A 22,137-nucleotide genomic window follows, 5' to 3' on the forward strand; every position below is an offset into this window, starting at 1 on the left:
TGTGAACGAAATCGAGTACGTCTTCGGAACCGGCGACGCGGTCGTGCACCACTGGTCGAGCCACGACGAATTGGCCGACACGAGCGCCTTCGACGCCCTATGGATCGACTACGACTCCGGCATCGACGACACTTTCCTCCCCGACATCCCGCTGGCCACCGTCGACCATCGGACGGTCCTGGCGCAGGAACCCGCGGGCACCCTCAGCAGGCCACCCTGGCTCGACGGGAGTTGAGCGCGATGGCCACGATGCCGAGCGCGTAGACCCCGGCACCGGCCAATACCACTGCGATGGAGCGTCCGTCGGCCGGAATCACCAGCGCGGCCACCGCGATCGCCAACACGAAACAGACGTTGAAAACCGTGTCCTGCAGGGCGAATACCTGTCCGCGCTGGTCGTCGTCGATGTCGATCTGCATGCTCGCGTCGCCGGTCAGCTTGATCGTCTGACCGGCGAGGCCGAGCCCGAACGCGCCGATCAGCAGGAGCCGGTGCGCGTTGTCGATCGCCGAGCCGGTCGCCAGCGCGATCGGTGTCACGAGCGTGAGCTGCACGATCACCGCGGTCGTGAGGCCGAGCAGCACGGTGCGCGGCCTGCCGAGACGGGGAATCAGGATCGGCGTTCCGATCGCGGCCACCAGCATGCCCGCCGCCGCGAACCCGATCGCCACCCCGAAGCCGACCAACCCGCCGCTCATCTGCGCGCCGTCGGTGGGCTGACGCAGCACCAGCACCATGATCAGCGTGTTCATCCCGAACACGATCCGATGCGCGCCGATTCCGATCATCGCCGTAGTCACCTGAACCGAATGCCACACCGCCCGCGCGCCGGTGCGCAGACCGGTCGCGATGGCGTGCACGGTGCTCTCGCTCCCGGCCGAACCGCGATCGGGCCCGAGCACCTGCGGGCGGAACCCGAGTGCCAGCACCGCACCGACCAGCGAGCCGATCCCGCTGAGTGCCACCGCCACCGCCGAGGCCGCGTCACCCGCGCCGATCAGCGCGATCACCGCCACCGATGCCGCCGCGCCGATCCCGGCACACACCGAGGCCACCGTCGCCAGCACCGAATTCATCGGCACCAGCCAGCGCTGTTCGAGCACCCGAGGCAGCGCCGCCGACACACCGGCCAGGACGAACCTGCTGATCCCCACCGTCGCCAAGGCCAGCACCAGCAGCGGCGTCTCCCCCACGCCCACGAACAATCCGATCGCGGCCACGCCGATCAAGACGGCCCGCGCCACACTCGCGACCAACAGCACATTGCGCCGATCCCACCGATCCAGCAGCGCGCCCGCGTACGGCCCGAGCATCGAATACGGCAGCAGCAGCACCGCGAAACCGGCGGCGATGGCCAGTGGATCGGTCTCGCGTTCCGGGTTGAACAGGATCGCGCCCGACAGGGCAGCCTGGAACATCCCGTCACCGAACTGCGCGGCCAGCCGCAGCAGGGCCAAGCGCGGCATCCGCGGGTTACGGCGGATCACCGCGCGGGTGTCGCGAAGCAGATGTCTCATCGAGATCGGCTGCTCATCCGCCGTATTCGAGCCGTCAGAGGGATGAGTCGACACGCCATGACCATAGTGCCAAGGAGAACCGTCCAGGTGAGCACTCATACCCGTGAGCAGTACACCATCACCGGCGCCGAGGCGAACCGCCGCACACCCGTGGGCTGTACACCTTCACTATTGGTGCCAGAATTGAACGGTGACGCCCACATCGACGACACCCCCGCGGATCGAACTGCACCGCGGTGGCGACCGGATGAAGACGCGGATCCCGTGGCTCGACTCGAAGCATTCGTTCTCCTTCGGTGAGCACTACGATCCCGACAACACCCATCACGGGCTGCTGCTGGTGAACAACGAGGACGTGGTGCTGCCCGGCGAGGGCTTCGACACCCATCCGCATCGGGACATGGAAATCGTCACCTGGGTGCTCGGCGGCAGCCTCGTGCATCAGGATTCGCTCGGCCACAACGGTGTCATCTATCCGGGTCTGGCCCAGCGGATGAGCGCGGGCACCGGCATCCAGCACTCGGAGAAGAACGATTCGTGGCGCCTCGACGGCAAGTCCCATGACGAGCCGGTGCATTTCGTGCAGATGTGGGTGGTCCCCGACGAGCCCGGTGTCGACCCCGGCTACCAGCAGCTAGAGATCGATGACGAACTAGCGCGCGGCGATCTGGTGACGGTCGCCTCCGGCCTACCCCGCTATCGCGACCGCACCGCCATCGCGATCAATTCCTCGCACGCGGCCATGCACGTCGCCAGGATGACGGCCGACAGCCCCGGCGTGACTATCCCAGATGCGCCCTACCTGCATGTTTTCGTCGCGCGCGGCGAGATCGACGTCGAGGGACTCGGCACCTTGTCCCAGGGCGACGCGGTCCGGCTGACCCGCTCCGGCGGCCAGCTGATCCGTCCGCACGGCGATGCCGAGGTGCTCGTCTGGGAGATGCACGCGCGTCTCGGCGGACAGTGACCTCAGGCCGAACCCGGCTGACGCAAGAGGGTCGCCGACTTGGCATTGGACCGGGTAGCGGCGACGATCTGCGCGAAATCCGGCCGGAAATCACCGTCGGGCGCCTGCATCCAGGTGCGATACCCGCTGCGCTCGTCGGCCGGCGACGGCAGCACGATATCGCTGCCGGGTAAGGCGACCGAGGCGCACACCCGGAACAGCTCGGCGAACAGCACGGTGTCGAGGTAGGAGTTGTCGACCGGCCCCGTGAGGAAGGTCCAGCGACCGGAGCGTGGATGGGCGATGATCGGCCCGCAGCGCATTCCGCGCGTGACGAGCAGCCCGCGGACCCGTTCGCCCAGCGTGGATGGCATCACCACCGCGCCGACCGCGCCGATCTCGAGCACGATCCGTCCCAGCGCCGCATCGACGACGCCGTAGAGGCCATGGTGCTTGCGGTACTGGCGACAGCGCGCCAAAGCGTCCTGGATGGCCGAGTATTCCTCGGCCGCCGTATACCCGCCCTTGTCCTCGTCAGTGCGCAACGTGCTCATCACGACCTCGTCTCTGTCGACGCTGGTTCGATGTAGCTGTGAGTTCGCTCGATCCGGGCGAATCTCGGTGAGAGTTGAAGCATCACGACCCGGTGGCGCGGGAAACTTTTTCATAACGGCAGGACGTGAGAGAAAAAGACCGTTCTGCACAGCCTATAGCCGCACAACCATGCTGACAATAGTCAGTAGCTGGCGTGTCGATCGGCGTACGATATTTGCCCATGGCTCCCGTTTCGCCGACCGTCGCGCGGTGGGAACTCGTCCTGCGTTTGCGTGAACTCCGCGAGCAGCGCGGGTTCGATTCGGCCGGTTTCGCCCGCCGCGTCGGGTTCACGCCCGCCAACTGGTCCCACGTCGAGAAGGGCAGGCGGGTGCTCACCCGCACCACCATCGAACCGGTTCTCGATGTCCTCGATGTCACGCCCGACGAACGCCACGAACTGCTCGCCCTGCTCGAGGCGAGCAAGCAGCGTGGCTGGTGGGCGACGGCCTCCTCGGCCCTGATCGGCCCCGAGTTGCAGCGGCTGTACGGGATGGAGGCGGGCGCGCAGAGCATCCGCAGCTACGACAGCATGATAGTGCCCGGATTGTTGCAAACCGAGGCTTACGCGCGGGCCTTGATCAGCGCCGATGTGATGATCCGGCCGGTTCAAGTAGACCAATTAGTCGCCATCCGGCTGCGCCGTCAGCGACGGCTGCGTGAACCCGATCCGCTCGAACTCACCGCGGTGCTCGGCGAGGCCACGCTCCGTCAGCAAACCGGCGGCGGCGAGGTGCTGCGCGAGCAGTTGCGGCACCTGGTCGCGCTGGTGCGCGAGCTCGACACCGTCGATGTGCGCGTCATCCCGTTCAGCGCGCCCGAAGGTGCCGTGCTCGGCGGTTCCAGCTTCCATCTGCTCGACTTCGCAAGCGATCAGCTACCAACCTTCGCCTGGGCCGAGAGCGCGGTGTTCGGTGGACATGTCGACGACGCTGAACAGGTCCGCGATCTCGGCTTCGCCTACGTGCGTGCTCGCGAGCAATCCCTTTCCCGCACCGAATCTCTCGCCCTGATCAGGGAGTATGTGAGCGTGTAAGATTCGGGGTATGTCCACCACCGCTCGCCGCCGCCCGGCCGAACACGGCTGGTTCACCTCGTCACGCTCCAATAACGGCAACCAATGTGTCGAGGTTCGTTTCGATGGAAACGTTGTCCAGGTACGAGACAGCAAATTCCGCCGCAACCCGATGAACACCGGCTCGGCCGAGCCCATCATCACCGTCGACGCCCCCGTGTGGACAGCCTTCCTGTACTCCCTCCTGACCGAAAACCACCACCCCGACCTCATCACCGACATCTCCCCCGACGGCTCGACCACCCTCCGCCACCAAGACGTGCAGTTGCGTTTCACCGCCGCCGAATGGCAAGCCTTCGTAGCCGGCGCCCGAGACAACGAGTTCGCCTGCGTGTGAGATGACGTCGACAGCCGCCGGTGTTTCGGCATACTGGACCGCGTGACTTCTGATCTGAGTGCTCCCTCCGGTATTGATCTGTCCTTCCGCGATCAAGATGTGCGGGTGCAGGACGATCTGTTCACGCATGTCAACGGGCAGTGGTTGGCCGGGTACGAGATCCCGGCCGACCGGGCCGTCGACGGTGCGTTTCGCACGTTGTACGACCAGGCCGAGCTCGATGTGCAGGCGATCATCACCGACAGCGCGTCCGGTGCGGCCGACGATGCCGATGCCCGCAAGATCGGGGATCTGTTCTCGAGCTTCATGGCCACCGACGTGGTCGCGGCGGCCGGGTTCACCCCCATCGCCGATGAGCTGCGCGCGATCGCCGAGGTGACCGACCCGAGCGCGTTCGCCGCGCTGCTCGGCCGCTTGCAGCGCACGGGAGTGCGTGGCGCGCTCGCCTACTACGTCGACACCGACGACAAGAACTCCACCCGCTACCTCGTGCACGCGACCCAGTCGGGCATCGGGCTGCCCGACGAGTCCTACTACCGCTCCGAGGAATTCGCGGGGATCCGCGACGCCTACATCGCCCACATCACCAAGATGTTCACCATCGCCGCCGGGGACGCGTCCCTGGATGGACTGCTCCCCGCGGACCCGGCCGAGGCCGCCCGTCGCATCTTCGAACTGGAACGCAAACTCGCCGCAGGCCATTGGGATGTCGTGCGGCGCCGTGATGCCGAGAAGAGCTACAACCTCACGACTTTCGCCGACCTGGTCGCCGAGAACCCGGAATTCGACTGGGCGGCTTGGGTAGACGGTGTCGCCGCGGGTCTCGACCGTGACGGCGAGGACCTGTTCGCCGAGCTCGTCGTCCGTCAGCCCGACTACCTGCGCGCCTTCGCCACCGCGTGGGCCGAAGTACCGCAAGCGGATTGGCGGACGTGGACGGCGTGGCAGGTGCTGCACGCGCGCGCCGGGTTCCTCACCGACGAGATCGTCGAGGAGTATTTCGACTTCTACGGCCGCACCCTCACCGGCGCCGAGGAGAACCGCGAGCGCTGGAAGCGCGGTGTGTCACTGGTGCAGGAACTGCTCGGCGAAGCGGTCGGCAAACTGTATGTGGCCCGGCACTTCCCGCCGCAGGCCAAGGCCCGCATGGTGGAACTGGTGGCCAACCTCCAGGAGGCCTACCGGCGCAATATCGCCGACCTCGAGTGGATGGGCCCCGACACCCGCGCCGCCGCGCTGACCAAGCTGGAGAAGTTCACCCCCAAGATCGGCTACCCCGACAAGTGGCGTGACTACTCCGCGGTCGAGATCGACGCCGGAGACCTCGTCGGCAACTACCGCCGTGGCCACGCCGCCGACCACGATCGCGACCTGGGCAAACTGGGTGGCGAGGTAGATCGCGGCGAATGGTTCATGACCCCGCAGACCGTGAATGCCTACTACAACCCCGGCATGAACGAGATCGTGTTCCCCGCGGCGATTCTGCACCCGCCGTTCTTCGACATGAACGCCGACGATGCCGCCAATTACGGCGGGATCGGCGCGGTGATCGGCCACGAGATCGGCCACGGCTTCGACGACCAGGGCGCGAAGTACGACGGCGACGGCAACATGCAGGACTGGTGGACCGACGAGGACCGCGCCGAGTTCGGCAAGCGCACCAAGGCGCTGATCGACCAGTACAACGTGCTCTCCCCCGCCGACCTGGACGACGAGCACACCGTGAACGGCGAGTTCACCATCGGTGAGAACATCGGCGACCTCGGCGGCCTCTCGATCGCCCTCGCCGCCTACAAGATCTCGCTCGACGGCGGGCAAGCACCGGTCATCGACGGACTGTCCGGCCTGCAGCGCGTGTTCTACGGCTGGGCGCAGGTCTGGCGCACCAAGGCACGTACCGAGGAGGCCATCCGCCGCCTCGCCGTCGACCCGCACTCTCCGCCGGAGTTCCGCTGCAACGCGGTGATCCGCAATATCGACAGCTTCTATGAGGCTTTCGACGTGACCCCCGCCGACGCCCTGTACCTCGATCCCGCGGAGCGCGTGACGATCTGGTGACGTGCTCGTCCCTGCCGGCGAGCCGATCGCCGGTAGGGTCGGAACCCGTTGCTCGAGAAGGGGTTCGATCAGTGCGTTATCAGCAGGTAGCCGACGATGTCTTCACCATCGCAGGCACAGATGTGAACATGGTCCTGCTCCGCGAAGGGCGTGATCTGACGCTGGTCGACGCGGGTTGGTACGGCGACGCGGGGCTGATCGAAGCCACCATCGCGGCCCTCGGGCACCGCCCCGAGGACATCCGAGCGGTCCTGCTGACCCACGCTCACCTCGACCACGTCGGCGCCCTCAACCACCTCCAGGCGAAGTACGGCATCCCCGCCTACACCAGCGGGCTCGAGGTGGCCCACGCCAAAGGTGAGGTCCACGAGTCGGCCACGCCGCTCGACGTCATCAAACGCCTCACCGACGTCTCCACCTGCGGCTGGGCTCTGCGCATCACCCGCGCGGGCGGCCTCCGCAAAAATCCGGTCCCCCACATCCAGCCCTTCCCTACTGAAGGCGCGCTGGATCTCCCCGGCCACCCCACGCCGATCCCGACTCCGGGACACACCTCGGGACATTCCGCCTTCTATCTCCCAGCGGCAGGCGCGGTGGCCACCGGCGACACCCTGGTTACCGCCCACCCCACCTCGAAAATCCAAGGCCCCCAGCTACTTCCCGACTTCTTCAACCACTCGACCCCGGAAACCCTGGCAGCCCTCGAAGTTCTAGAGTCCCTCGCCGCGGACCCGGTTCTCCCCGGCCACGGCGACCCCTTCACCGAAGGCATCGCCGAGGCAGTCGCACAGGCCCGCGAGCATGCCGCGACCCTTCTGCGTTGAGCTGGCGGCTAGATGCAGTAAGCGAGTGGTTGCTGTACTTCAAGCCCTAAAACGTAAAAAGAGAGAACCGTAGTCGCGTTTGTTGTATCTAAAGTATAGTATGGGCATGGTTGCTGTACTTTTTGGTCGCGGCCGCAGATGACATGGCCGCCGCATCGCGTCGAAAAACGTACGTGGACTCCGCAGCGTCGACAGGGTTCCCGAGACGACCGAATGCTAGAGCACGTCGACGTCTCGATCCCACCGCGCATCGCCGATCTCGAATACCACGTGAGCGGCCAGGTAGCCAGCGCAAACGAGGCCGCGCTGATCGCCGTCACCACGCTGGAAGCTGGGCACGGTCACTACCTGGCACCGCTCGCGGATTTCCTGCTGCGCAGTGAATCTGTGGCGTCATCAAAGATCGAGCACATCGACGCCGGCTGGCGTGCGTTCGGGCGGGCGGTCGGCGGCGCGAAGGCGAGCGACGAGGCAAAATCGCAGCTCGCGGCGGTGCAGGCCTTGGTCGCCTTGGTCGATGCAGCAGGCGCGGGGCCGATCACAAAGGCCGGTCTGCTCAATGCTCACCGCCTCCTCATGAGCCCGGACTACTACGCGGCCCGCGAGTCGGGCCGGTTCCGGCAGGTTCAGAACTGGATCGGCGGCAGCGACTACACCCCGCTCAACGCGCTGTACGTGCCACCACCGCCGGAGCTTGTCGCCGAACTGATGGACGACCTGCTGATCTTCGCCGCACGCAGCGACTTGCCGATCGTCGCCCAGGCCGCGATCGCGCACGCACAGTTCGAGTCGATCCACCCGTTCGACGACGGCAACGGCCGGATCGGCCGTGCCCTGATCAGTGCGATTCTTCGGCGTCGCGGCCTGACCGACCGGGTCACGGTCCCACTCGCCTCGGTCATGCTCGCCGACACCCGGCGCTATTTCGCAGAACTGACCGCGTATCGCGCGGGCGAGGTCGACCAGTTCGTCGAGTACGTCGCGCTGGCGGCGGTGCACTCGAGCGCGGCGGCCTCCGACTCAGCACTTTCGTTGGCCGACTTGCCTGCTCGTTGGCGTGATGTCGCCAGGCCGCGGGCAAAGTCCTCGGATGAAATGCTGATCATGCACCTGCTCGACTATCCGATTCTCAACATCGACATCGCAAACAGCCTGACCGGCACCACCGAGTCCGCCACTTATCGCGCCCTCGACCGGCTCGTCGAGGCTGGAATTCTCGAGGTGCTCTCGGAGTCCAAACGAAACCGCGTCTGGGCGGCCACCGACGTGCTCGCTGAACTCGACGCACTCAGTGCGGCCATCGGCCGCCGCTCCGCCGAGGCGGTGTCCTGATAGCTCAGCGCAAGCGCAGTTCGGTGTCCGCATCGAAGAAGAACACCTCTTCGGGCTTCGGCCGTAGGTGCAGGGTTTCGCCGAGGGTGGTCTGGAAGCGCCGGTCCACCCGGACGACGATCTTGCCGGAGCGGGTGGACCAGTCGGTGCCCGCGCCGTGGGTGTAGACGAACGATTCGGCGCCCAGTTCCTCCAGCAGTTCGGCGACGACGGTGATCCCGGCGGGATCGGTAGTGACCTCCCACGATTCGGGTCGGATGCCGAGAACTACGCGAGCGCCGGAAATGATGCGGGGCAAGGGGATTCGCAGCCCGTCGAGGACAGCCTCGCCGTCGACCACGGGCGCTTCGAGCAGATTCATGCCGGGCGAACCGATGAACCCGGCGACGAACGTGTTCAACGGGTTGTCGTAAAGCTCACGCGGAGACGCGATCTGCTGCAAGGTGCCCTCGCGAAGCACCGCGACACGGTGACCCATCGTCATCGCCTCGACCTGGTCGTGCGTCACGTAGACCGTGGTCGTGCCGAGACGCTGCTGCAACGCGGCGATCTGGGAACGGGTACTCACCCGCAACTTCGCGTCCAGGTTGGACAGCGGCTCGTCCATACAGAACACCTGCGGGCGGCGCACGATGGCGCGGCCCATGGCGACGCGCTGACGCTGGCCGCCGGAGAGCTTGGCCGGTTTGCGGTCGAGCAGCGGCTCGAGTTCGAGCATCGCCGCGGCATCCTTCACCCGAACCAGGGTGTCGGACTTGGACATTCCCGCATTGCGCAGCGCGAACCCCATGTTCTCGGCGACGGTCATATTCGGATACAGCGCGTAGCTCTGGAACACCATCGCCACGTCGCGGGCGCGCGGCGGCAGGTCGGTGACATCGCGCTCCCCGATCCGAATCGTGCCCGCCTCGACGGATTCCAGCCCGGCCAGCATGCGCAGGCTCGTCGATTTGCCACAGCCGGAAGGGCCGACCAGCACGAGGAATTCACCATCGGCGATGTCGATGTCGAGTGCGTCGACGGCGGGGGCGTCGGCGCCGGGATAGCGATGGGTCACACCGTCGAACTGCACTGTCGCCATGGCGAATTCTCCTACGAGGGAAAGCGAAACGGGCTGGCGATCACAAGCGACCACCGGCCCGCGGGGATCTACTTGGGCAGCTTGGGCGTGATCTGCCGGTCGATGATCGCCTGCACGTCGGCGGCGACCTTCGCGAGAACCGTTGCCGGATCGGCATTCTGGAGGCCGATCTGCTCGTAACCGGTGCCGATGATCTGGTCGGCGCCGGGCACGAACACGCGGGCGTAGTCCTGCGACTTCGCCACCGACAGCTGGTCGATCGCGACCTTGGAGTTCGGGTTCTTCGCCAGGAAGTCGATCTCGCTGGGGTCGGTCACGGCCGACTTGCGCACCGGCATGTAGCCCGTGTTCTGCGTGAAGTACGCGGTGTTGGCCGCGTTGGTGATGAACTCGATGAACTTGAGCGCGTTCACCTTTCGGGCATCCGAGATGCGCGACGGCACGGCGAGGCCAGCACCGCCGGTGGTGACGCCGGGACCGTTCGGGTGCGGCAGGAACGCGGTGCCGACCTCGAACTTGCCGTCGGCGTTCTTCTTGATGCCCTTGAGATCGCCGGTGGAGGCGATGGTCGAGGCGGCGACGCCGGTGCCGAAGTCGACCGCGATCTGCGGGCGGATCGCGGCGTACTTCTTGACGTTGATCGAGTCGCGCAGGTAGGTGGCCGCGGCGATCGAACCCGGATCGGTGAACTTCAGCTTCCACTGATCGGAGTAGGCGCCGCCGAAGGTCCAGTTCGGGCCCTGGAAGGTCCAGCCGAGGTAGTTCTTGGCGTCACCCCAGGCGTGCGCGAACTTGTCGGCGCCGACGAGGGACTGCAGCTTCGGGCCCCACTCATCGAATTCCTGCCAGGAGTTCGGGCCGCGGTCGGGCAGACCGGCCTTCGCCCAGACGTCCTTGTTGTAGTAGAACAGCGGCGTCGAGCGGGCGTACGGCAGCGCGTAGTGCTTGCCGTCGAACAGGTAGTCGGCGGCGAGCGAGTCGACGTAGTCGCCCAGCTGCACACCGGCGGCACCGAAGTGCCCGTCGAGCGGCTCGATGGCCTTGCTCAGCGCGTAGTTGAACCACCAGACATCCGACAGCACAACAACATCGGGCAGTTCACCACCGGTGAGCGCGGCGTTGAACTTCTGCGCCACCTCCTCGTAGTTCTTGCCCGCGTCGACCAGGTTCACCGTCAGATCCGGGTATTTGGCCTGGAAGCGGTTGATCAGCTCCAGCTCCAGCTCCTTGGAGGTGCCGGGGTGATTGGACCAGAAGGTGATGGTGTTGGCGTCGCCGGAATCGCCGGACCCGCCGCCGGTGCCCGCGCACGCGGTCAGGGCTGCGGCAGCGGCAACGCCGCCGGTCAGGCCGAGGAAGCCACGGCGACTCAGCGCCGGGAATCGTGAGTTGGACACTGGCGAACTCCTGTTCGAGATTTAGCCCTTGACCGCACCGGAGGTGAGGCCCTTGATCATGTGACGTTGCAGGGCAAGGAAGACGATGAGGATCGGCAGCATCGTGAGCACGGTGCCCGCCATCACCGGCCCCCAGTTGGTGACGCTGGGGTTCTCGGTGTTCTGCAGCAGGGTCAGGCCGACCGGCAGTGTCGCGACGTCGGCGGAATCGGCCATCAGGAACGGCCAGAGGTACTCGTTCCACTCGTTGACCAGCGTCACCACCGCGAACGCCACCATCGTCGGCCCCGACATCGGCAATACCACCTTGGTGAGCAGCCGCCACCAGTTCGCGCCGTCCATCCGCGCCGCCTCGATGACCTCACCGGGCAGCGACAGGAAGTGGTTGCGCATCAGGAAGGTGCCGAAGGCGACGCCGCAGAGCGGAATGATGATGCCCTGGAAGGTGTTTCGCCAGCCCAGCTGCGCGATGAACGCGTAGTTGGAGATCACTGTGATCTGGTTGGGCACCATCAGCGCCGCGATGATCACCAGGAACACGATGTTCTTGCCGGGGAAGCGCAGGAACACCAGCCCGTACGCGCTGAACACACCGAGCGCGAACTTCACCGCCGACACCACGCCGGTGACGATCAGCGAGTTCCGCAGGAACGTCCAGAAGGGCACCGTGGTGGTGGCGTGGGTGTAGTTCTCCGGATGCCAGCTGTGCGGCCAGTAGACCGCGGGCTGGGTGTAGATGTCGGAGCGGTCCTTGAGCGAGGTGATCAGGATCCAGAACAGCGGGACCCCGACGATGATCAACACGCACACCATCGCCGCGTAGCCGAGCAGGGTGACGGCGCGTTCGCGTCGCCTGTACGAAAGCGTCTCGGGCCCTACATGTTTCATCGCTCGCCTCGATCCATCACACGCACCTGGACCAAGGTGACCACCAGCAGCACCACGAACATGATCGTGGCCACGGTGGCGCCGTAGCCGGCCCGGAAATTGCGGAACGACTCCTCGTACACCTGGAACACCATCGTCGTCGTGCCGTTGCCGAGCGGTCCGCCGCGCGTCATCACATTGATGATGTCGAAGACCTGCAGGGAGTTGAGCAACACTGTGATCGACAGGAAGAAGGTAGTCGGACGAAGTTGGGGCAGAAGAACTTTCGTGAATCGAGTCCAGCTGCTCGCACCATCCATTTCGGCCGCCTCGAGCAATTCGGCGCGCACACCTTGCAACGCGGCCAGATAGATCACGAAGGCATAGCCCAGGTTCTTCCAGATGTAGGTGAGCGTCACCATGAACAGGGCCCACTCCGGGTCCTGGTAGAAATCCGGAACATTGTCGACGCCGAGCCGGTGCAGAACATCTTGTACCAGACCGAAACTCGGATCGAAGATGAATTGAAAAGCTACGCCGATCGCCGCGCCCGAAATCACGAATGGCGCGAAAATAGCCGAGCGGACTACATTGCGTCCGAACAGTTTTCGATCGAGCAACATGGCGAGTGCGAGACCGAGCGCCATGCTCACCACGACAGCCGACACGGTGAAGATCACCGTATTGCTGACGACCTTCCATGAGTCGTCGCGCTGCCACCATTCGATGTAGTTGTCGAACCCGACCGATTTCGCCACCGGATCGGCGATGTTCCAGTCGGTGAACGATAGCCGGATGTTATCGGCAAGCGGCCGGTAAACGAACAGGGTGAGCAGCGCCAGGTTCGGCACCACGAGTACGGCGAACAGTGCGTAGTCCTGCCACCGACGGTTTCTCCCGGGGAGCACCCGCTCTGGACTCTTTCGCACCGCGGCAGCTTTACGGCGCATGGCGAACCGTTGGTTAACCCTGCCCGCCGATTTCCTGAACATCGGGCACACAGCACCGATTACAGCAAAAACCCGAACAACACGACCGGGATTGATCGTATTGTTCGGGTTTTGTTCAGCGGGTTTTGCTCAGTTCCAGTCGCCGAGACCGTCGCCCGCACTGAGGGTTCCGCCCTTGGTGCCGGTGATGACGACCGCGTCACCGCGACGGGTGTTCTCCAGGAACCACTTTCCGTCCTCGGTGCTCACATTGAGGCAGCCGTGGCTGGCGTTGGAGTAGCCCTGCTGACCGACCGACCACGGGGCGGCGTGCACGAAGATGCCGCTGTTGGACAGGCGGGTCGCGTATTCGACCTCGAGCTTGTAGCCCTCGGGATCGGTGACCGGCACGCCGTACGTCGACGAGTCCATCGTCATCTTCTCGAGCCGCTCACCCACGATGTAGGTGCCGTTGGGGGTCTCGTAGCCGGGCTTGCCGAGCGAGGTCGGCATCTCGCGCACGACCTCACCGTTGATCGTCACGACGATCATCTTGGTGGCGTCGTCGACGGTGGCGACGAACGCGTCACCGATGTGGAACGCGCTGGTGGTGCCACCCGCGACCACGGTCACGTTGGTGTTGGCGGGCCAGAACTCGGCGGGCTTCCAGCGGACCTGCTTGCTGGAGGTCCAGTAGAAGTAGCCCGGCGCGTTCGTGCTCGAGGTGACCTTGATGGCCCGCTCGGCGGCGGCGCGGTCCTCGACCGGCTCCTTGAAGGTGATGATGATCGGCTGCGCGACGCCGACGGTCTCGCCGTCGGCGATGTTGATGTTCGGCGGCGCGAAGGGCGCCTGCTGCGCGGGCTCGTTCACCGCGGGCTGGCTGGAACCGCCGTCGAAGAACGGCAGATTCGGCTGAGCCTGCGCGGGCACGGCGATCAACGCGCCGGTCGCTGCGATCGCTGCCGACAGCAGCAGACCCCGGCGAAGCCAGTGCGATTGCCGCATATTTGCCTGGTAGTGCATAGGTTTCTCGTCCATTCCATCTCTCGTTCCGCGTGCGGCGCGCGAGATCTACTCAGTGACGCTCGTTCTCTTTGACGCAGAGGCCGCAACGGGTCTCTACGGGGTAACGACTTCCCCGACCCTGACCCTCCATTACTACCCGCACCAGGTGACAGGTGCCAGCCGCGTTGCGCGGTGATAACAGAGCGGCAACTATGTGCCGCGCGTCACATAACGCGGTGTTATTCATCGGCTTTCGTCAAACGCCGCGCTCACAGCGGCGAGTCGATAGCGGTGCGCACGAACAGCCGGGAAGCACAGGGGTGTGACTCTCAAACGTCACGTGAGGCAGATCACCCGGTCCGTGTGAAGTGGATCGCCCGATCCGGCGCGGTCGCGATATTGCGGGGCACCGTGCGGGGTCGGCGACCGAGTGCCAGTGCGGGCTCGAGGGTCAACCGGACCTCGGTCAGCAGCGTCGCGAGCACGATCCGCAACTCGTGGTCGGCCAGCGTCGAGCCGATGCATCGCCGGTGACCACCGCCGAACGGCGCGAACTCGAACGGGGTGACGGTGCGATCGAGGAATCGGTCGGGGTGGAACAGGTGCGGTGCGGGCCAGGTGGCGGGCTGGCGGTGGAGTACGCCGACGGCAAGGCCGATGGTGGCGCCCGCCGCCACGTCGACTCCGCGCCAGCGCAGCGGCTCCGTCAGTGTGCGCAACACGATCGGTACCGGGGGGTGCAGGCGCAGGGTTTCCTGGCAGACGGCGTCGAGCAGTGGTAGCCGGGCCTGTTCGGCGGGGTCGTCGCCTGCGGTGGGTAGCTCGGCGAGCAGGCGGGTGAGCAGGCCGGGTTCGCGGTGCAGGTGGTAGAGCGCCCAGGTCAGGGTGGTCGCGGTGGTTTCGTGACCCGCGACGAGCAGCGTGCGTAGCTGTTCGCACAGTTCGGTGTCGGTGGGGGTGCTGCCGTCGTCGTAGCGGGTGGTGAGCAGGAGGTCGAGCAGGTCGCCGCCGGCGGGGCCGGTGCGGCGTCGGCGGGTGATGTCGGCCAGGAGCAGCTCGTCCAGCCGCGCCCGCGCTGCGGTGAACCGCTCCCACGGACCGAAACCACCTATGCCACGGCGTAATACGGGCGCCACCATGAGTGGGGTGGTGAACGCGGCGAGGAAATCGGTTACCACACCGCCGTATTCGGCCTCACGATCGGAATCGGACCCGAACACCGTGGCGAGGATGACCCGCAGAGTGATCGTGCGCGCGGCCATGAGCGCATCGATCCGAGTGCCGATTCGCCAGGGACCATCTGCGCCACAATGGATCTCGTTCAGCGTCACATCCCGGATCACCTTCTCCATCGACCGCACCCGCGCACCGTGCAACGCGGGCGCCAGCAGCGCGCGATCCGTGCGATGCCGTGTCCCGGAACTGAGAATCAGCGACGCTGCCCCGACCATCGGCTCGATCGGATTGGGCAGCGGCGGCTCGAGCAGAGCGACCGGCGCCCGGAACAATTCGCGCGCCCCCTCGGCCGTTCCGGTGAACAGCACCGCCGGAAACCCGGGGAACCCGACCGCGAACGGATCACTGCGGGCAGCGCGTCGTCGCAGGTAACCGCCGAAATCCCGCCCAGCGGCGAGGCCGTGCAGCAACGACAAGCGCGGCGCGGCGGGCGCGGGGTTCAGCGAACTCATGTCCTTTACTACGGCGGGCTCCTCCCGGTGGTTCGATCAGGAACGGGCCGTGCGCACGGTCCCCTGCGCGATCGCCGCCAACTTGGCCAAGCGTGCGTCACCGAGCGCGGTGAGGGCCCCGCCCAGCCGGTTGGTGACGAACGCGATCGACATTCCCAGATCGGGATCGGCGTACGCACCGGAACCGCCGACACCGTAGTGACCGAAGGCATTGCGCGGTTGCTGCTTGGTCATCAGCACCGGCCGGTGATAGCCGAGGGTGAATCGCAGCGGTAGTCCGAGGACATAGTCGCGGCTGCTGGTCTGCTGGGTCCGGTTGATCGTCTCGATCGTCTCAGGCCGCAGGAACCGCACCTCGCCCACCTGCCCGTCGTTGGCGAGTGCGCCGTACATCCTGGCCAGCGCCCGCGCCGAGAACACCCCGTTCCAGCCGGGCATCACCGCATCGTGCACCCGTGGATCGCGGACGAGTTCGTCGAAACCCTCCGGCATGCCCGCCTCGGCCAGCCCGCGCGCGGGCCGCACCCACGACAGCACCGACGACGCGGTGTTCCAGCGGATTCCCGGTGGCGCCAGATGCGGAAAGATCTTCGCGATCCGATACCGCTCGCCCGGCGGCACCTGGAACCAGAACTCGTCGATTCCCAAGGGCCGCGCCACTTCTCGACGCAGTACCTCGGTGAACGGATCGCCGGTGACCCGCTGCACGATCTCGGCCACCAGCCAGCCGAAGGTGATCGCGTGATAGCCCGAGGTACGGAGACGGCGCGGGTCGGCGGGACTCTCGGCGAGGGCGGTCACCACCGCGTCGTAGTCGAGAATGCCCTCGCGACCGGGCACCAGCCCGCGCACCCGGTGCAGGCCCGCGCGATGGGACAGCACGTCACGCACGGTGATGTCGTCCTTGCCGTGCGCCCCGAACTCCGGCCAGTAGGTGGCCACCGGCTCCTCGTAATCGATGAGCCCGCGCTCGGCCACCCGATGCAGCACGGTGGCGGCGACGCCCTTGCCGGTGGAGAAGGTGAGCGCGACGTTCTCGCCGGTCCAGCGCTGATCCTTGGCCGCCCAGCCGGCCCAGATATCGACGACCGGGCTGCCGTCCAGATAGATGGCCAGCGCACCGCCACCGCGATTGGGCTGGGCGAACATCCCGAAGAAATGATCGGCGAGACGGATGAAGCGCGGATCGACCACCATCTGCCGTGGCGCCGCGAAATCGCCGGTCGGTACTGGTGCTGGAGTACTACTCACGGTGACCTCCTGATACACGATCGGGGGCCTGCGCCGCACGTGGCGACCGGAATCCCAAGGGTATCGCAGTGACCCGGCGATCGGACTCGAGTCGACGGGGGTGGCTCCGGTGGTGTATTCACAATGGGTGTTCGCAGATTTGCACCAGAGCCGACCCTCCGCACCGTCGCGGTCGCATGCTCGATCGGGTCGGCGCAAGGTAGTGGGACGGTTCGTCGGCGCGCTCGCCATCACGGTAACCGCGCTGGTCGCGACCGCCTGCGGTGGCAAGATCGACGGCTACGCCCAGCCCGCGATCGACGTCGTCCCCGCCACCAGCACCGCGACGCCGACCACCAAGCCGGGCAAGTCGACCACCACCAAGCCGGCGCCGACGTCGAGCAAGGGCGGCAAGACCGACTTCCAGGCCAATATCGGGGACTGCGTGTCGCTCGGCGGCACGGTCAACGACGCGACCATCGAGAAGGCCGCGTGCGGTAGCCGCTCGTCGAACTACAAGGTCATCGCCAAGGCCAAGACCAGCAACGGCTGCGTCGGCGACCGCGACAACTTCTACGCCGAGACGCTCAACGGCATCGAGACCGGCGCGCTGTGCCTCGACATCGACTGGGTCATCGGCGGCTGCATCGACGTGGGCGGCGACGAACCCAAGCGCATCGAGTGCAGCGAGGGCGGGACCGAACCGGTCAAGGTGATCACGATCAACAAGGACTCCGACAGCGTCGACGACTGCCCCGACGCCGCCGATTCGGGCTTCAAATACGCCGAGCGCCGTGTCGTCGTCTGCGTGGAGAGCCTGTAGTCCGACGAAAGACGCCGGTGGCGGCTAGTTTGGGGTGGTGCCCCAGACGGTTCGGCTGAACTCGGCCACGGGCCGGTGGATTCTGCTCGCCACCATCCTCGGCTCCTCGATGGCGTCGCTGGACGCCACCGTCGTCTCCGTGGCGCTGCCACGCATCGGCGAATCACTGCACACCGATGTCGCCGGGTTGCAGTGGACCGTCAACGGCTACACCCTCACCCTCGCCTCGTTCATCCTGCTCGGCGGTTCGCTCGGCGACCGGCTCGGCCGGCGCCGGGTATTCATCTGGGGGATCATCGGATTCGCGATCACCTCGCTGTTGTGCGCGGTCGCGGTGAACATCGAGATGCTCGTCGGCGCGCGGTTGCTGCAGGGCGTGGCAGGCGCGCTGCTCACACCGGGGAGTCTGGCGCTGATCTCGGCGTCGATCGATCGAGGCGATCAGGGCAGTGCGATCGGACTGTGGTCCGGTCTCGGCGGGGTGGCCGGTGCGTTCGGGCCGTTGCTCGGTGGTGGGCTGATCGATCTGGTCGGCTGGCGGGCGATCTTCCTGCTCAATGTGCCGCTCGCGCTGGTCGTCGCCGTCGTCACGCTCAAATACGTGCCGGAGAGTCGTGATCCGGAGGCGCCCGCGCGGATCGACGTGCCCGGCGCGGTGATCGTCGCCCTCGGGCTCGGCGCCCTCACGCTGGGGCTCATCGATTCCCGGGTCGTGCTGGTCGCGGTCGGGGTGGCCGCGCTGGTGTGTTTCGTGCTGGTGGAACTGCGCAGCCGGAATCCGCTGGTACCGCCGTCGCTGTTCCGGTCGCGGGTGTTCACGGCGGCGAATCTGGTGACGTTGCTCGTGTATGCCGCGCTCGGTGGCGTCTTCTTCCTGCTGGTCCTGCAATTGCAGCTGGTCGCCGGGTACTCGCCGATGGCGTCGGGCGCCGCGGGACTGCCCGTCACGCTGCTGATGCTGGTGCTCTCGGCACCGGCGGGACGGTGGGCGCAGCGGCACGGGCCGCGGATTCCGATGACGATCGGTCCGCTGCTGGCCGCGGGCGGGGTGTTCGCGCTGCAGCGGATCGGACCCGGCGCGGTCTATCTCACCGATGTGCTGCCCGGCGTATTCGTCTTCGGGCTCGGGCTGTCGGTGCTGGTAGCGCCGTTGACCGGCGCGGTGCTCGCCGCGGTGCGCGCGGGCGAGGCAGGCATCGCGTCCGGGGTGAACAACGCCGTCGCGCGAACGGCACAGCTACTCGCCGTGGCGGCGTTGCCCGGGCTGGCCGGGTTGTCCGGTGCGTTCGACAATCCGGTGGCCTTCGCCGCCGGCTTCGACACCGCGATGCGCTGGTGCGCGCTGCTGCTCCTGATCGGCGCGGGGATCGCCGCGGTTCTGCTTCGCGTGCCGCGTCAGCCGCCACAGCCCGAACGTGTCGACTGCCTGCCGCACTGCGCGGGCGCCGACGGACCCGCGATCGCGCCGAAATCACTTGCCACATAACAAAATCGGGCCGCGTGGACAACCACGCGACCCGCTCGACATCCGGGGAGTTGAAAGGCGCTAGATCGGGTGGAAACCCGTACCGACACCGCCGCGGGCGTTGATGTCGTCCATGATCGAGTTCATGTTCGTCCCGACCTCTGGCCCGACACAGGCCAGGGCCAGGTAGGCGTTGACCATGCCGACCAGGGTGGAGCCGACCACGACCGGCGCGCCGGAATCGCCCTCGACCACGCACATCTGCGACCAGGTCTCGGTGTTGGTCGCGAAGACGTCGCCCCAGGTGATGCCGCAGGTGTTGCCGGTGGTCCGGCCTTCCTTGCAGACGATCGTCGGGAACTGCGCTGGCCCGCCGATACCGGTGATGGTGACGTTGCCGATCCGGTTGACCGGGGTGATCCGGCCGGGCGTGAACTCGATGACCGCGTAGTCGAGTTCGGCATCGCTGTGTACGAACCGGCCGATCTCGCCGTAGCCGCGATCCACCTCCGCGCTGACGGTGGCCCCGGCGTCGCCGCAGTGACCCGCTGTCAGGCCGACCAGCCTGCCTGCGCCGTCGTGTCCGACCGTGGTGACGGTGCACTCGAACGCGTTGTCGATCACGATGCCGGAGCCGCCGCCGATCACCGGGGGGCCTGCTTGCGCGTGTGCCGCACCGGTGCCGAGCAGAGCTGCACCGAGGGCTAGAGCGAAGGCGGTGTTGGCCACCTTGGCGAGTTTGCTGAACATGTCCCTCCAGATGTCGGAAGTTCGGACGATATCAATACGGTCTGTCTATCGTGCCTGTATTCGGTCCCGGGCGCGCCTCCGGACCGGTGCGTTTGCTGGGCGAGTCGCGCGCGCCGCCGAGCAGGCGCTGTCATAGCGATTCCCTATTGCAATCTTGCCGCAGCGCGTCGTTCGTGTTTCTCGCGTGATGTGTTCGGATAATTCGAAGAGGGTTTCGTTATGAATGACAAACTTCCGCAATATTCCTTTACCGCGACCGCTGGTACGGGGAAACCGTGCGGGAATAGGCCTTCGCGCGTAATCCCTGGAATCCCGGAATTACGGACTGTAGGGTCCGCTATGGCCGGTTTCATAGCCGTTTCGGACAGTGACCTCTATCTATGACTGCGCTCACATGTCGGTGATGTGTTCTGGGCTACTCCGTAGTAAGGTGCGTCAAGCAAACAAGTCGCCGGGGCGTTGAGGGTCCGGCGTCGAGAGGGGTTATGCAGTGCAGTCGACCGAGAGTCCGCCCACACGTTCACGAGTCAGTGAGGCTGCCGACTGGACGAAGGGCCTTTGGGACGACCATCCGAAGAAGTCGCTGGAAACCTTCGGTCGACAGATCACGATGGGTATCGAAGCGATCACGGAGTTGTTCGTCGCGATCTTCCGTCGGCGTTTTCCTTTCGATGAGTTCGTTCGGCAGTCCGCGTTCATGTCCAGTGTCGCCGCGGCGCCGACACTGCTGGTCGCCATCCCGATCGCGGTGATCGTTTCCATCCAGGTCGGCGCGGTCGCGGGTCAGGTCGGTGCCACTTCGTTCATCGGCGCGGCCAACGGCCTCGGCATCATTCAGCAGGGCGCCCCACTGGTTACCGCGCTGATGATCGCGGGTGCCGTCGGTTCGGCCATCTGCGCCGACCTCGGCTCGCGCACCATCCGTGAAGAGATCGACGCGATGAAGGTCATGGGTGTCGACCCGCTGCGCCGCCTGGTGGCTCCCCGCCTCGGCGCCGCGATGCTGGTCAGCTTCCTGCTCTGCGGCTTCGTTGTCTTCGTCGGCTTCCTCACCGGCTACATGTTCAACATCTTCGCCCAGGGCGGTACGCCCGGCTCCTACATGAGCACCTTCGCTTCGTTCGCGGTCACCCGCGACCTGGCGGTGGCGCTGCTGAAGTCGGTCATCTTCGGTCTGATCGCCTCGATCATCGCCTGCGACTGCGGCCTCAACGCGCGCGGTGGCCCCGGCGGCGTCGCCAACGCGGTGAACTCCGCGGTGGTCAGCTCCACCGTCATGCTGCTCGGTGTCAACGTGGTGATCACCCAGATCTACGCCGTCGTCTTCCCTCCCCAGGTGGTCTGAGCCATGTCATCTACTTACGTACCGCCGCTATTGCGGCCGCTGAACACGCTCAAGAAGGCGGGCAAGGCGCCCGGCGGCCTGCTCGCGCGCCTGGGCCACCAAGTCTTCTTCTTCCTGCGTTCGGTCGGCTCCATCCCGCTGGCCTTCAAGCAGTACCCGAAGGAGATCTGGCGTCTGCTTTCCGACGTCTCCTGGGGTAACGGCAATATCGTCGTCGGTGGTGGCACCATCGGCGTCATCCTGATCATCAGTGCCTTCGGCGGCATGCTGGTTGCTATTCAGGGCCACACCTCGCTGAACCTGCTCGGGTTGAGCCCCCTCACGGGCGCGATCTCGGCCTTCGCCACCACCCGTGAGATCGGCCCGCTGCTGGCGGCACTGGCCTTCGCCACCCAGGCAGGCTGTCGATTCACCGCTCAGCTGGGCGCCATGCGCATCTCCGAGGAGATCGACGCGCTCGAATCGATCGCCATCCGCCCGCTGCCCTACCTGGTCAGCACCAGGATGATGGCCGCGGTGATGGCGATCGTGCCGCTGTACTGCCTCGGCTTGGCGATGGCATACCTGTCCTGCTCGGTCACCGTGCAGTTGATCGGCGGTACCGCATCGGGCACCTACTCGCACTACTTCTACCAATTCCTGGTACCGGTGGACGTGCTCTACTCGCTGCTCAAGGCGATTATCTTCGTCATGATCACGACGTTCATCCAGTGCTACTACGGCTTCTTCGCCTCGGGTGGTCCCGAAGGCGTCGGCGTTGCGGCCGGCCGCGCGATCAAGATGTGCATCATCCTGGTCGTGTTCGCCGACCTCGTCATGACATTGGCGATCTGGGGCATCGACCCCGGCATCAGGATCTCGGGGTAGGGGC

21 protein-coding genes are annotated in these 22,137 nt (G+C 66.1%); 11 read left to right on the plus strand and 10 right to left on the minus strand.

Annotation, left to right across the window (positions count from 1 at the left end; all coding sequences use genetic code 11):
* The first annotated feature begins 1 nt into the window (after position 1).
* Complete coding sequence (locus ACFWO8_RS10270) at positions 2 to 235, plus strand: hypothetical protein (protein ID WP_378947281.1); 234 nt, start codon at positions 2 to 4, stop codon at positions 233 to 235.
* Here ACFWO8_RS10270 and ACFWO8_RS10275 read toward each other — a convergent pair.
* Complete coding sequence (locus ACFWO8_RS10275; protein ID WP_378947286.1) at positions 204 to 1,517, minus strand: MFS transporter; 1,314 nt, start codon at positions 1,515 to 1,517, stop codon at positions 204 to 206. The two genes, ACFWO8_RS10270 and ACFWO8_RS10275, sit on opposite strands and share 32 nt — an antisense overlap.
* Before the next feature lie 247 nt (positions 1,518 to 1,764).
* Between ACFWO8_RS10275 and ACFWO8_RS10280 the strand changes: the two genes are divergently transcribed.
* On the plus strand, positions 1,765 to 2,484 hold the full coding sequence (locus ACFWO8_RS10280; RefSeq protein ID WP_378922077.1) for a pirin family protein: 720 nt from the start codon (positions 1,765 to 1,767) through the stop codon (positions 2,482 to 2,484).
* Between the two features lie 2 nt (positions 2,485 to 2,486).
* Here ACFWO8_RS10280 and ACFWO8_RS10285 read toward each other — a convergent pair whose 3' ends face one another.
* On the minus strand, positions 2,487 to 3,017 hold the full coding sequence (locus tag ACFWO8_RS10285) for a hypothetical protein (protein WP_378947289.1): 531 nt from the start codon (positions 3,015 to 3,017) through the stop codon (positions 2,487 to 2,489).
* Between the two features lie 221 nt (positions 3,018 to 3,238).
* Here ACFWO8_RS10285 and ACFWO8_RS10290 point away from each other — a divergent pair, with 221 nt between their 5' ends.
* The 5 genes from ACFWO8_RS10290 to ACFWO8_RS10310 all read left to right on the plus strand — a co-directional run bounded on the left by ACFWO8_RS10290 (position 3,239) and on the right by ACFWO8_RS10310 (position 8,683).
* Positions 3,239 to 4,093 (plus strand): helix-turn-helix domain-containing protein, encoded by an 855-nt coding sequence (locus ACFWO8_RS10290; protein ID WP_378947296.1) that lies wholly within the window; start codon positions 3,239 to 3,241, stop codon positions 4,091 to 4,093.
* A gap of 10 nt (positions 4,094 to 4,103) precedes the next feature.
* Entirely contained in the window at positions 4,104 to 4,469 is a 366-nt protein-coding gene (locus ACFWO8_RS10295; RefSeq protein WP_378947299.1) for a DUF397 domain-containing protein, read from the plus strand.
* A 42-nt stretch (positions 4,470 to 4,511) separates the two neighbouring features.
* Complete coding sequence (locus ACFWO8_RS10300) at positions 4,512 to 6,527, plus strand: M13 family metallopeptidase (protein WP_378947303.1); 2,016 nt, start codon at positions 4,512 to 4,514, stop codon at positions 6,525 to 6,527.
* 71 nt (positions 6,528 to 6,598) lie between these two features.
* A complete protein-coding gene (locus ACFWO8_RS10305) occupies positions 6,599 to 7,351 on the plus strand; it encodes an MBL fold metallo-hydrolase (RefSeq protein WP_378947306.1) in 753 nt (250 codons plus the stop codon).
* Between the two features lie 138 nt (positions 7,352 to 7,489).
* Entirely contained in the window at positions 7,490 to 8,683 is a 1,194-nt protein-coding gene (locus ACFWO8_RS10310; RefSeq protein ID WP_378947309.1) for a Fic family protein, read from the plus strand.
* 4 nt (positions 8,684 to 8,687) lie between these two features.
* Here ACFWO8_RS10310 and ACFWO8_RS10315 read toward each other — a convergent pair whose 3' ends face one another.
* The 7 genes from ACFWO8_RS10315 to ACFWO8_RS10345 all read right to left on the minus strand — a co-directional run bounded on the left by ACFWO8_RS10315 (position 8,688) and on the right by ACFWO8_RS10345 (position 16,850).
* Positions 8,688 to 9,764 carry an ABC transporter ATP-binding protein gene (locus tag ACFWO8_RS10315; RefSeq protein WP_378947312.1) on the minus strand — a complete coding sequence of 359 codons (1,077 nt, stop codon included), beginning with the start codon at positions 9,762 to 9,764 and terminating at the stop codon, positions 8,688 to 8,690.
* Positions 9,765 to 9,832: 68 nt separating this feature from the next.
* Entirely contained in the window at positions 9,833 to 11,161 is a 1,329-nt protein-coding gene (locus ACFWO8_RS10320; protein WP_378947315.1) for an ABC transporter substrate-binding protein, read from the minus strand.
* Between the two features lie 21 nt (positions 11,162 to 11,182).
* The gene (locus ACFWO8_RS10325; protein ID WP_378947320.1) at positions 11,183 to 12,049 is read right to left on the minus strand and encodes a carbohydrate ABC transporter permease; all 867 of its coding nucleotides are present in this window, start codon (positions 12,047 to 12,049) and stop codon (positions 11,183 to 11,185) included.
* A complete protein-coding gene (locus ACFWO8_RS10330) occupies positions 12,046 to 12,957 on the minus strand; it encodes a carbohydrate ABC transporter permease (protein ID WP_378947323.1) in 912 nt (303 codons plus the stop codon). Before ACFWO8_RS10330 ends, ACFWO8_RS10325 begins: the two co-directional genes overlap by 4 nt.
* 150 nt (positions 12,958 to 13,107) lie before the next feature.
* Positions 13,108 to 13,998 (minus strand): L,D-transpeptidase, encoded by an 891-nt coding sequence (locus tag ACFWO8_RS10335; protein WP_378947326.1) that lies wholly within the window; start codon positions 13,996 to 13,998, stop codon positions 13,108 to 13,110.
* A 317-nt stretch (positions 13,999 to 14,315) separates the two neighbouring features.
* Positions 14,316 to 15,653, minus strand: coding sequence for a cytochrome P450 (locus tag ACFWO8_RS10340; RefSeq protein ID WP_378947329.1), 1,338 nt, complete (start codon positions 15,651 to 15,653; stop codon positions 14,316 to 14,318).
* A gap of 36 nt (positions 15,654 to 15,689) precedes the next feature.
* Entirely contained in the window at positions 15,690 to 16,850 is a 1,161-nt protein-coding gene (locus ACFWO8_RS10345) for a serine hydrolase domain-containing protein (protein ID WP_378948194.1), read from the minus strand.
* A 256-nt stretch (positions 16,851 to 17,106) separates the two neighbouring features.
* Here ACFWO8_RS10345 and ACFWO8_RS10350 point away from each other — a divergent pair, with 256 nt between their 5' ends.
* Both ACFWO8_RS10350 and ACFWO8_RS10355 read left to right on the plus strand, forming a co-directional pair.
* Complete coding sequence (locus ACFWO8_RS10350) at positions 17,107 to 17,706, plus strand: hypothetical protein (RefSeq protein ID WP_378947332.1); 600 nt, start codon at positions 17,107 to 17,109, stop codon at positions 17,704 to 17,706.
* Positions 17,707 to 17,740: 34 nt separating this feature from the next.
* Complete coding sequence (locus tag ACFWO8_RS10355; RefSeq protein ID WP_378947339.1) at positions 17,741 to 19,192, plus strand: MFS transporter; 1,452 nt, start codon at positions 17,741 to 17,743, stop codon at positions 19,190 to 19,192.
* Between the two features lie 60 nt (positions 19,193 to 19,252).
* On the opposite strand, the gene ACFWO8_RS10360 is transcribed toward ACFWO8_RS10355, so the two are convergent.
* Positions 19,253 to 19,921: a S1 family peptidase gene (locus tag ACFWO8_RS10360; protein ID WP_378947342.1), complete on the minus strand. Its 669-nt coding sequence runs from the start codon at positions 19,919 to 19,921 to the stop codon at positions 19,253 to 19,255.
* Between the two features lie 490 nt (positions 19,922 to 20,411).
* On the opposite strand from ACFWO8_RS10360, the gene ACFWO8_RS10365 reads away from it, so the two are divergent.
* Positions 20,412 to 21,266, plus strand: coding sequence for an MlaE family ABC transporter permease (locus tag ACFWO8_RS10365; RefSeq protein WP_378947345.1), 855 nt, complete (start codon positions 20,412 to 20,414; stop codon positions 21,264 to 21,266).
* A 3-nt stretch (positions 21,267 to 21,269) separates the two neighbouring features.
* Positions 21,270 to 22,133 carry an MlaE family ABC transporter permease gene (locus ACFWO8_RS10370; protein WP_378947348.1) on the plus strand — a complete coding sequence of 288 codons (864 nt, stop codon included), beginning with the start codon at positions 21,270 to 21,272 and terminating at the stop codon, positions 22,131 to 22,133.
* Positions 22,134 to 22,137 lie beyond the last annotated feature (4 nt).

The sequence above is a fragment of the Nocardia sp. NPDC058480 genome, from assembly GCF_042720495.1.
Taxonomy (GTDB): domain Bacteria; phylum Actinomycetota; class Actinomycetes; order Mycobacteriales; family Mycobacteriaceae; genus Nocardia.